The sequence below is a fragment of the Nitratidesulfovibrio liaohensis genome, assembly GCF_011682075.1.
Classification (GTDB): Bacteria; Desulfobacterota; Desulfovibrionia; order Desulfovibrionales; family Desulfovibrionaceae; genus Cupidesulfovibrio; species Cupidesulfovibrio liaohensis.
On sequence record NZ_VSMK01000006.1, the window covers coordinates 1 to 10,691 of the forward strand.

The 10,691-nt window shown below is 67.0% G+C and carries 7 protein-coding genes; 1 reads left to right on the plus strand and 6 read right to left on the minus strand.

The features are described from left to right. The first annotated feature begins 254 nt into the window (after positions 1–254). Complete coding sequence (locus FVW27_RS00300; protein WP_167121775.1) at positions 255–1,160, plus strand: LysR family transcriptional regulator; 906 nt, start codon at positions 255–257, stop codon at positions 1,158–1,160. Positions 1,161–1,249: 89 nt separating this feature from the next. Here the strand turns inward: FVW27_RS00300 and glmS are convergent, their stop codons facing one another. From glmS to rimO, 6 genes are all read right to left on the minus strand, one after another. After that, the gene (gene glmS / locus FVW27_RS00305; RefSeq protein WP_167121776.1) at positions 1,250–3,073 is read right to left on the minus strand and encodes a glutamine--fructose-6-phosphate transaminase (isomerizing); all 1,824 of its coding nucleotides are present in this window, start codon (positions 3,071–3,073) and stop codon (positions 1,250–1,252) included. A gap of 257 nt (positions 3,074–3,330) precedes the next feature. Then, on the minus strand, positions 3,331–4,917 hold the full coding sequence (gene malQ, locus FVW27_RS00310; RefSeq protein WP_167121777.1) for a 4-alpha-glucanotransferase: 1,587 nt from the start codon (positions 4,915–4,917) through the stop codon (positions 3,331–3,333). Between the two features lie 291 nt (positions 4,918–5,208). After that, positions 5,209–6,105: a GNAT family N-acetyltransferase gene (locus FVW27_RS00315; RefSeq protein ID WP_243838118.1), complete on the minus strand. Its 897-nt coding sequence runs from the start codon at positions 6,103–6,105 to the stop codon at positions 5,209–5,211. Between the two features lie 131 nt (positions 6,106–6,236). Then, complete coding sequence (sppA, locus tag FVW27_RS00320; RefSeq protein WP_167121779.1) at positions 6,237–7,130, minus strand: signal peptide peptidase SppA; 894 nt, start codon at positions 7,128–7,130, stop codon at positions 6,237–6,239. Beyond that, positions 7,114–8,847 carry a 30S ribosomal protein S1 gene (locus tag FVW27_RS00325; RefSeq protein WP_167121780.1) on the minus strand — a complete coding sequence of 578 codons (1,734 nt, stop codon included), beginning with the start codon at positions 8,845–8,847 and terminating at the stop codon, positions 7,114–7,116. The genes sppA and FVW27_RS00325 overlap by 17 nt, the downstream gene beginning before the upstream one ends. A gap of 336 nt (positions 8,848–9,183) precedes the next feature. Then, positions 9,184–10,524: a 30S ribosomal protein S12 methylthiotransferase RimO gene (rimO, locus tag FVW27_RS00330; protein ID WP_167121781.1), complete on the minus strand. Its 1,341-nt coding sequence runs from the start codon at positions 10,522–10,524 to the stop codon at positions 9,184–9,186. Positions 10,525–10,691: the final 167 nt, after the last annotated feature.

A 10,691-nucleotide genomic window follows, 5' to 3' on the forward strand; every position in this document is an offset into this window, starting at 1 on the left:
GGCCCACCACCCCGCCCGGCACGGGCAGGCGCGCCAGCCGCACCAGGGTCTCGCCCGCCAGCCACAGGGCGGCGATGAAACCGCCCTGGATCAGGCGGCTGCGGCGGGCGGCAAGGCGCAGGGACAACGACAGTTTGCGGACGGACATGAAACGTCTCCTTGGCGCGTCATCGCGCATGTCCCTACGTATGCCCGCCTGCGGTGTTCGTGAAATGAATTGACAGCATCGTACTTATCTCTGTTAGGAATAGAAGATGGAATTCAGAATGTTGCATGCCCTTGTCGAGGTGGTGCGCCAGGGAGGATTTTCCGCGGCGGCCAAGGTGCTGTTCACCACCCAGTCCAACGTGAGCAAGGCTGTGCGCCAGTTGGAGGACGAACTGGGCGTGGTGCTGCTGGACCGCATGGGCGGTCGGTGCCAGCTTACGGAGGCGGGCGAGGTGGTGTTTCGCAGAGCGCGGGGCATCCTGGCCACGGCGGAAGACATCGTGGGCGAACTGGACGAATTGCGCGGGCTGCGGCGTGGCGCCCTGCGGGTGGGGGTGCCGCTGTTCGGCAGTCGGGTGCTGTTCGCGCCGGTGTTCGCGCTGTTCCGCAGCCGCTATCCCGGCGTGGACGTGGCCCTGGTGGAGGACGGCAGCAGGCGGCTGGGCGAATTGCTGCACGCGGGCGAGGTGGACCTTGCCGCGTCGTTGGCGCCCATATCCGGGGAATTCGAGTGGCAGCACGTGCGGGCGGAGCCGCTGATGGTGCTGCTGCCGCCGGGGCATGCCCTGGCGGCGCGGAAGGCCCTGCGCTTGCGCGACATGGCGGCCGAGCCGTTCATCCTGTTCGACGAGGCGTTCCAGTTGAACCAGATCGTGCTGGACGGGTGCGAGCGCAACGGCTTTCGTCCCAGGGTGGCCGCGCGCAGCGGCCAGATGGACTTCATCGTGGGACTGGTGGAGGCGGGCATGGGGGTTGCGCTGCTGCCCCGGTTGATGGTGGCCGACCACCACACCACGGCGGAACGGGTCCTGCTGGACGAGCCGGACATGCAGTGGCGCATGGCGCTGGTCTGGCGGCGCGGGGGGTACCTGTCGCACGCGGCGCGGGCATGGCTGGACATTGCCCGCGAGGTGCATGGCACCGTGCCGGATGCCCCGGCCAGCAGCGCGTGAACGCGTGGCATGTGTCCAAAATGCATGCGTCCCCGCTTCATGGGCATGGAGCGGGGACGCGGCGTTTCGTGCGCGGGCAGCGGGCGAGGCTATTCCACCGTCACGCTCTTGGCGAGGTTGCGCGGCTGGTCCACGTCCTTGCCCAGGTAGTCTGCGGCCTCGTAGCTGAACAGTTGCAGGGCGGGCAGCACCAGGAATGCGGCCATGGGCCCCCAGGCGTCGGGGATGGACCAGGGGTGGTCCACCTTCAGCTCCACGCCGGGGTTGGTCAGGGCAATGATCTTGCCGCGCCGGGCCTGCACTTCTTCTATGTTGGACTTCACCTTGGGGAACAGTTCGTCGTTGAGCGCCAGTGCAAAGGTGGGGAAGTCCGGGTCGATGAGCGCGATGGGGCCGTGCTTCATCTCGCCGGAGGCGTAGCCTTCCGCATGGATGTACGAGATTTCCTTCAGCTTCAGGGCGCCTTCCAGCGCCAGCGGGAAGCAGTGGCCGCGCCCAAGGTAGAAGAAGCTCTTGGCCTTGGAGTAGGTGCGGGCCAGTACCTGCGCCTCGTCGCGCATGGCGGGCAGCACTGTTTCCAGCTGGCCGGGCAGCTTCCTGAGGGTTTGCAGCACGTTGGCGCGTACGGTTTCGGAAAGGGCGCCGGTGTTGCGGCCCCAGTGCAGGGCCATCAGGGTCAGCAGCACCATCTGGCTGCACATGGCCTTTGTGGAGGCCACGCTGATTTCCGGCCCGGCCTGGGTGTAGATGACCGCGTCCGCCTCGCGCGCGATGGACGAACCCACCACGTTGCACAGGCCCGCCACCTTCACCCCGTGCTCCCGCGCTATGCGCAGGGCGGCAAGGGTGTCCGCCGTTTCGCCCGACTGGCTGATGACCAGCACCATGTCCGCCGGGTCCAGAATGATGTCGCGGTAGCGGAATTCAGAGGCGATTTCCACGTTCACCGGCACGCGGGCCCAGCTTTCCAGCAGGTGCTTGCCCCACATGCCCGCATGGTACGAGGTGCCGCAGGCCACGATGTGCAACCGCTTGGGCACCGGCAGCGCGGCCAGTTCCGGCAGGGTCACTTCCATGCGGTTCCAGTCCACGCGGCCCGCCAAGCAGTCGGTGATGACCTTGGGCTGCTCGAAGATTTCCTTGAGCATGAAGTGCTTGTAGCCGCCCTTCTGGGCCGCCTGCATGTCCCACTGGATGTGGTTGACGACCTTTTCCACGGGCGAAAGGTCGGCAATGCGCATGACCTTCCACGAATTGGCGTCGATGCGCACCAGTTCGCCGTCTTCCAGGAACACCACGTCGCGGGTGTAGGGCAGGAAGGCGGGGATGTCGGAGGCCACGAAGTTCTCGCCCGTGCCCACGCCCAGGATCAGCGGGGCGGACAGGCGCGCGGCGTAGAGCACTTCCGGCTCTTCGGGCGTGGTCAGGGCCACGGCGTACGCCCCGTGGGCCTGGCGCAGCGCCCAGGCAAAGGCGTCTAGCATGGTGGCGTTGTGCTTGCGGCCCTCGGAAATGAGGTTGGCCAGCACTTCGGTGTCGGTTTCGGAATGGAAGACGTAGCCCTTGGCGGCAAGGTCGGCCTTCAGTTCCGCGTAGTTCTCGATGATGCCGTTGTGCACGATGGCGAGGCCGCCGTCGTTGGCCTTGTGCGGGTGGGCGTTGCGTTCCACGGGGATGCCGTGGGTTGCCCAGCGGGTGTGCCCCATGCCCGTGGTGGCCACGGTGTTGGGGCAGGACGCCAGCTTTTCGTCAAGGGCGGAAAGCTTACCCTCGGCGCGCACGGTGATGAGTTCGCGGTTCTGGACAAAGGCGACCCCCGCCGAGTCGTAGCCCCGGTATTCGAGGCGGCGCAGGCCTTCTATGATGAGGGGAACGGCGGGACGATGACCGGCGTATCCGATGATGCCGCACATAGGTGGTGTGCTCCTTGGCAGAGGCGCGGCGGACGCCGCGCGGCGACGGCCTGGGTGGCCGCCGGAAGGTGTGGGCGAGGGCCGTCGGCTTTCGGAAAAAGCGGCGGCCGGTGCGGGAATCTTCCCGGTCGGCGCATGCCGCCCGAACGATTCCTCGCGGTGTGGCATGTATCAGGTTTGCGGCACGGTTCGCAACTGGTGCGGGGGCATGCGGTGGCACGGAAATTGTGATGTGCGCATGGATGCGGCCTGCCGCACTACCTCCCGAACAACCTCGTCAGCCGCGCCAACTCCGCGTACAGGCCCGCGTCCATCTGTTCCGGCGTCATGCGCCAGGCCCAGTTGCCCGCCGCCACGGACGGCGTGTTCATGCGCGCCTCCGTCCCCAGGCCCAGCACGTCCTGCACCGGGGCCACGGCCAGTTCCGCCACGCTGCCCATGGCCAGGCGCAGCAGCACGCCCGGGGCTTCGTGCGGGGCAATGGCGTGCCCCACGTATTCCTCCAGCCGCGCCCGCTCGTGCGCCGGGGCCGCTTCGAACCAAGCCCGTGTGGGCGCGTTGTCGTGGGTGCCGGTGTAGACCACGCTGCGCACGTCGTGCCGGAAGGGGACATCGGGATTGTCGGCGGGGTCGCCGCCAAAGCCGAACTGCAACACCTTCATGCCCGGCAGGCCGAAGGCCGCCTTCAGTTCGCGCACGTCGGCGGTGATCACGCCCAGGTCCTCGGCAATGAGCGGCAACGCCGTGAACCGCCGGGCCAGCGTATCGAACAGTTCCATGCCCGGCGCATCCACCCAGCGGCCATTGATGGCCGTTTCTTCCGCCGCCGGAATTTCCCAGTACCCCGCGAAGCCCCGGAAGTGGTCCAGCCGCACGATGTCGGCCATGCGCAGGTTGTGCGCCACGCGGCGCACCCACCACGCAAAGCCGTCGCGCCGCAGGGCGTCCCAGTCATACACCGGATTCCCCCAGCGCTGGCCCGTGGCACTGAAATAGTCCGGCGGCACCCCGGCCACGTGGGTGGGGGCAAAATCCGCGTCCAGCCGGAAATAGCCGGGGTTGGCCCACACGTCGGCGCTGTCGTGGGTGACGTAGATGGGCACATCGCCCACCAGGCGCACGCCAAGGTCGGTGCAGGCGGCCCGCAGGTCGTACCACTGGCGAAAGAACAGGTATTGGCAGAAGCGCACGTGGTCCAGCGCGGCGGCTTCCTGCGCATCCAGCAGGGTCAGGGCGTCCGGGTGGCGGCGGGCGAAGGGCTCGTCCCAGGCGGTCCAGGCTGCCCCGCCGAAGCGTTCCTTCAGCACGGTGAACCGGGCGTAGTCGTCCAGCCAGTGGGCGTTGCCCCGGCAGAAGCGCAGGTAGGCGGTATCCGTGGCCAACTGGTGGCGGTTGCGTTCCCACGCGGCGCGCAGCAGGACGCGGCGGTGCGCCTCCACGGCCTCGAACCGGACCGGATTGCCGGAACCGTGTGGGCCACCCGATCCATGCGACGCCTCGCGGAACTGCTCTACCCCGGCGTCCACGTCTGCCCACGAGACAAAGCCTTCTTCGGCAAGCCGTTCGGGGCTGATGAGCAGGGTATTTCCCGCGAAGGCCGAGGGGCTGGAGTAGGGCGAGTTGCCGATGAACGTGGAGGTGGGCGCAAGCGGCAGGAACTGCCACACCGTCTGCCCGGCCCCGGCCAGCAGCCGCGCGAAGGTGTGCGCTGCCGGGCCCAGGTCGCCGATGCCGAAGGCCGAGGGCAGCGAGGTGATGTGCAGCAGGATGCCGCTGGCGCGAACCGGTCGGGTCATGGCGTGCTCCTTGAAACGTGTACGGGGCGAATGATGCGCCCGGATCATGCAAGATGGATGAATCCTGATGCAACGCTAGCATGAACAAACACAGCGCGCCATGCGCGTAGACGGCGCGGTGCCGGGGAAAGGGGGGCGTGGACGTGGGGGAAGGCGGGTCAAGGTGAGGCCGGGTGAGGCCGGGTGAGGCCGGGTGAGGCCGGGTGGGACTGGTTGGGGCACGGGGGGGCGGGGATGGGGCCGAATGAAGCCGGTCAGGGCCAAGCGAAGTCGAACGGAACCATTTGCAACCAAACAGCCGCGTATGTGACCGCTCCCCCGCACACAGTTGCAAAGCCATCACCGTCGCACGCGGTACCAGTATCCGTAGCTGGTTGCAAAGCCCAGCCCTTCGTAGAGCGCACGGGCGGGCGCATTGCCCTGCCCCACCTGCAGCCAGGCGGTGCGTGCGCCATCCCGCTGCGCTGCCGCGAGCATGGCGGTGACCAGCGCGCGTCCGTGTCCCTGCCGCCGCAGGTCGGGGCGGGCAACCACGGCGAAGATGCCGTAATCGTCGCCCGTGCGGACCCCAAGGCCGCATGCGGCAGGTAGTCCGCCCGCGTGCAGCAGCCAGGTCTGCCCTGTGGAACCCAGGGTAGCCAGCAGAGCGCGCAGGACCGGATTTTCCGTGGCGGTGCCGGTGCGGCCACGCAATGCGCCTTCCGCCGCCAACCATGCGGGGTGAACCACCATGGCGTAGCGGCGGGGCACGGAGGCGGTGGCGCCGGAATCGGGCGCGACGGCATGCGGGACAGTTTCCGGGGCCTCGGCCCAGCACGTCAGGTCCAGTTCCTGGACCAGCGTGGGGTCGGCGGCGGTGTAGCCCATGGCTGTCAGCAGGGGATCGAGACCGGCCATGCCGTTTGCGTCCCCGCCTTCCAGCGGCTCCGGCAGCCGGAATTGCGGGGGCAGCCCGCGCGCGGCGTACCATGCCTCGGCATGGCGCACGTGCCCTTCGTTCCACGCAACGCCCGTGCCCGCTGGCAACAAAGGCACGCCGCTGTTGATGCGCATGGAATAGCCGCCAGCCGCACGCAGCAGCAGATTGCCCCGCCGTTCCTCCTCTTGTGCGGGCCACGCGGCGAAGCAGGCCGCCTCCAGCCGCAGGCAGCGGGCCAGCCGCACCTGCCGGGCTGTGCACGCGGGAGCCACCCCGAAAGTGAAGGGCTGGTGGTATGCAACGTCTTGGGCGATCATGGAGGGTTCCCCGGTTCCTGAATCCATGGCCCCTCCCTTGCTCCAAATCGTTGTTGATGGCAGCCACAAAACAGAAGCCCCTGCGGCGTGGGCGGCAGGGGCTGCATGTACGGAGTGGCGCCGACCGTCACTCAGTAGACATAGAGGAAGCCGGGCGTAACCACCCGCGACGCCGGTTGCAGGTCCAGCACCGATTCCAGCGCGTCGCGCAGCCACGACGAAGGCTTGGGCTGTTCCACCAGCACGGGTCGCTCGGTAATGCCGCACAACTGTTGCAAATCGGTCATGGCCACGTCCATGCCGCCCAGGGCGTCCACCAGCCCCAATTCGTGTGCCTGCCGTCCGGTCAGCGCCCGGCCGTCAGCCACGGCGCGCACCTTTTCCACCGGCAGGTTGCGCGAATTGGCCACCTCGGTCACGAACTGGTCGTACATGTCCATGACCAGCGATTGCAGGTACTCGCGCTCCTGCGGGGTCATGGCCCGGAACGGCGAACCCGCGTCCTTCATGTCGCCGGAAACCAGCGTCTGCCGGGCCAGGCCCAGCTTGTCCATCAGGCCCTGCACGTTGGGCAGTTCCATCTTCACGCCGATGGATCCGGTGAGCGTGGCGGGGTTGGCGATGACGCGCGTGGCCCCCAGCGAGATGTAGTATCCGCCGGACGCGGCCACGGTGCCCATGGATACCACCACCGGCTTCACCTGGGCCATGCGGCGCACGGCGTCCAGCAGTTCCTGCGAGGCGGCAACGCCGCCACCGGGCGAATCCACCCGCAGCAGCACGCCGCGCACCGAAGGATCGTCGCGCAGGGTGTCCATCCACGCGGTGGTCTTGGAGATGTCGGCGATCATGCCTTCAACCCGCACCACCCCGACGCGCGGGCCCGCGAACGGGCCCGTGACGCCGGTCAAATGGCGCAAGGCGACCGAAGCCCCCATGAAGAGGGCAACGGCCGCCAGAATGAGCAGGAATCCGAAGATGAACGGATGCCGCTGGCTGAAGGAGGGTCTAGCTGTCGGAAGCATCCTCTTCCAGCTTCTGCTTCAGCAGGTCACCAAGGTTCTGGCCGCCCGTATCGGCGGGACCGGCGCGGAATTCCTTGGGCTTGCGACGTTCTTCCTCGTCCTTGAGCTGCTTGATGGACAGCCCGAGGCGACGTTCTTCGGCGGAGACGTGGATGACCTTGGCCTGGATGACCACGCCTTCCTTGAACATCTCGGAGGGCGACTTGATCTTCTTCTGGCTGATTTCGGAGACGTGGACCAGGCCTTCGATGCCTTCTTCCACTTCAACGAACAGGCCGAAGTCGGTGATGTTGGTCACCGTGCCTTCGATCAGCGCGCCCACCGGGTAACGGGAAGGCACGTGGGTCCACGGGTCTTCGGTCAGCTGCTTGATGCCGAGGGTGAACTTTTCGTTCTCCTGATCGACGGTCAGCACCTTGGCCTGCACCACGTCACCGGTCTTGAACACTTCGTTGGGATGGCGGATCTTCTTGGTCCAGCTGATGTCGGACACGTGGATCAGGCCGTCGATGCCGTCCTCGATGCCGATGAACATGCCGAATTCGGTGATGTTCTTGATCACGCCTTCAAGGACGGTGCCTTCGGGGTACTTTTCGGCCACAACTTCCCACGGGTTCGGCTTGACCTGCTTCATGCCGAGGGAGATGCGCTTCTTGTCCTGATCGACGCCGAGGATGACCACTTCCACTTCGTCGCCCACGCGCACCATCTGCGACGGATGACGCAGCTTGCGGGTCCACGACATTTCGGAAATGTGGACCAGGCCTTCCACGCCGGGCTCCAGCTCGACGAACGCGCCGTAGTCCACCAGGTTGGTCACGCGGCCCTGAAGCTTGGCGCCTTCGGGGTACTTGGCGGTGATGTCCTGCCAGGGGTCGGCCACCAGCTGCTTCATGCCCAGCGACACCTTCTGGTTGTCGCGGTCGAAGGAGAGCACCTTCAGCTGCAGTTCCTGGCCAAGGGTGACCAGTTCCTTCGGGTGACGGATGCGCTTCCAGGACATGTCGGTGATGTGCAGCAGGCCGTCCAGCCCGCCAAGGTCCACGAACACGCCGTATTCGGTGATGTTCTTGGCCTTGCCGGTGACGATCTGGTTCTCTTCGAGAGTGCGCAGCAGATCCTGACGCTTGGAATCGCGTTCCTCTTCAAGCAGGACGCGGCGGGAAACGATGACGTTGCTGCGCCGACGGTTGATCTTGAGAACACGGAATTCGTATTCCTGGTTGACCAGCGCGTCCATGTCGGGGACGGGGCGCAGGTCCACGTGCGAACCGGGCAGGAAGGCTTCGACGCCGCCGAGATCGACGGTGTAGCCACCCTTGATGCGGCGCACGATGCGGCCGGTGATGACCCCGTTGTTTTCCTGAATCTCTTCGAGCTTGTCGAAGAGCTGCATGCGCTTGGCCTTCTCGAAGGACAGGGTGATGGTGCCTTCCATCTCGTTCTTGCGAACGACGAAGACGTCCACCTTGTCGCCCACGGCGATGTTGACCTTGCCGGTGCTGTCCCTGAACTCGGAAGCGGAAATCTGCCCTTCGGACTTGAAGTTCACGTCGACGAGGACGCTGTCCTCATCCACGCGCACCACCTCGCCCTTGATGATCGACCCTTCTTCGAGGTCGCCGAAATCGGAGCTGAGGTAATTCTCGAGGGCGCTCTCGAAACTCAGATCCATTTCAAGAGCGGCGTTTTCCATGTTTTCGGGGGTTGCTGTCATACGTTTCCTCCAACCGACGCAAATTTTCCCGCCCAAAGAGCGGGATTGGTCTGCATAGCAGAATGCCCTGGGAATGACAACCGCGCGGGGCGCGGCGGATGGTGAATCTCCGTAAGGGCCAGCCGCGGCCGGACGGATTGGCCGGGTCCGTCGGACCAGCCAGGCCAGCCAGGCCAGCCAGGCCAGCCCCGCCAGTCAGGCCAGCCCCGCCAGTCAGGCCAGTCAGGCCAGTCAGGCCAGACAGGCCAGACAGGGGTGACGGGGGGCGCGGTATGGGGCGGGCGGCCTTTCCGTTGCGGACTTCCCCGTCCGGCCTGTTCGCCCCTGTACCCGCCCCTACTCCTCCGGCTCGGCCAGGGCCACCAGATCGTAGGTCCGGGCCTCCACGATGTCCGCCTCCACCAGCGCGCCGGGGACCACACCGGCCCCGCTCACGTAGGTAACCCCGTCTATCTCCGGGGCCTGGAACCAGGTGCGGCCCGTGTGCAGGCCGGGCCATTCGTCGTGGGGGGCGTCCACCAGCACGGGCAGCCGCTGGCCCACGTAGGATTCCATGATCTCCTCGCTGATTTCGGCCTGTACTTCCATCAGCGCATCGCGCCGCCACTCCTTCACCTTGTCGTCCACCTGCCCGGGCATGGCGGCGGCGGGGGTGCCTTCCTCCGCCCGGTAGGCGAACACGCCAAGGTGGTGAAAGCGCGTCTCCGCCACGAAGTCGGTGAGCGCGGCGTAGTGTTCCTCCGTCTCGCCGGGAAAGCCGACGATGATGGAGGTGCGCAGGGCCGCGTCCGGAAAGTGTTTGCGGATGCGGTCCACCACCACGCGGGGGTTGCGGGCGAACGGGCGCCCCATGCGGCCCAGCACGTCGGGGTGGGCGTGCTGCAAGGGCACGTCGAAATAGGGCACGAAGGGCGCGCCCGCCGTCGCAAGATACGCCAGCAGGTCGTCGTTGAGCCCGGCGGGGTACAGGTACATCAGGCGCAGCCGGTCCAGCCCCGGCAGGGGCAGCAGCCGGTCCAGCAGGGGGCGCAGGTCGCCCTTGCCGCTGGCGCTTTCCAGATCCTCGCCCCAGGCGGTGACGTCCTGCGCGACCAGAATCAGTTCCCGTACGCCCATGTCCAGCAACTGCCGCGCCTCGCGTTCCAGTTCCGCCGCCGGGGTCGAGCGGTGCGCCCCGCGAATGGAAGGGATGGTGCAGAAGGAACAGTTGTGGCGGCATCCGTCGCTGATCTTCAGCCAGGCGTACGACGGCCCGGTGGACAGAAGCCGCGTGCCCCCCGCATAGCCGGGAGCGATCCCGCCGACTCCGGCCACTCTGGCCCCCGCGGCGCGTGCCAGCAGGTCCGGCCATGTTTCCATGGACTGGTTGGGCAGCCACAGGTCCACTTCCGGCAGTTCGGCGGCCAGGTCGCGCTCGCCATAGCGGCCCACCAGGCACCCGGCCACGGCCAGCAGGGGCCGCCGGGCCAGCCCGGAAATCTCGTCCACGGCCTCCACCACGGTGCGCACCGATTCTTCCACGGCGGGCAGGATGAACCCGCAGGTATTCACGAGCACCACGTCGGCCTCGGCCATGTCGGCCACGGGGCGCACGGGAGCGCCCAGCGCGCCCAGCAGGCGTTCGGTGTCCACGCGGTTCTTGGGGCAGCCAAGGCTGACGGAATAAACACTTATCATTGGATGACGTTCCGGGTATGGAAAGGATGGAGGGTACCGCACGCCCCCGCGGCGGCACATGCCCGTGCCACGGAAGCCGATGCGCCCCGGATCCGCCCCCGGATGCCCCCGGCGCAAGCGCAGGGTGCCCGTGGGCGTGGTGCTGGGTGCCGCGTACCCGCAATGCG

Coding starts and splice junctions, on each gene's coding strand:
- FVW27_RS00315 (WP_243838118.1), bottom strand. CDS start 6,105: ATGATCGCCCAAGACGTTGCATACCACCAGCCCTTCACTTTCGGGGTG.
- sppA (WP_167121779.1), bottom strand. CDS start 7,130: ATGCTTCCGACAGCTAGACCCTCCTTCAGCCAGCGGCATCCGTTCATC.
- FVW27_RS00325 (WP_167121780.1), bottom strand. CDS start 8,847: ATGACAGCAACCCCCGAAAACATGGAAAACGCCGCTCTTGAAATGGAT.
- glmS (WP_167121776.1), bottom strand. CDS start 3,073: ATGTGCGGCATCATCGGATACGCCGGTCATCGTCCCGCCGTTCCCCTC.
- malQ (WP_167121777.1), bottom strand. CDS start 4,917: ATGATCCGGGCGCATCATTCGCCCCGTACACGTTTCAAGGAGCACGCC.
- rimO (WP_167121781.1), bottom strand. CDS start 10,524: ATGATAAGTGTTTATTCCGTCAGCCTTGGCTGCCCCAAGAACCGCGTG.
- FVW27_RS00300 (WP_167121775.1), top strand. CDS start 255: ATGGAATTCAGAATGTTGCATGCCCTTGTCGAGGTGGTGCGCCAGGGA.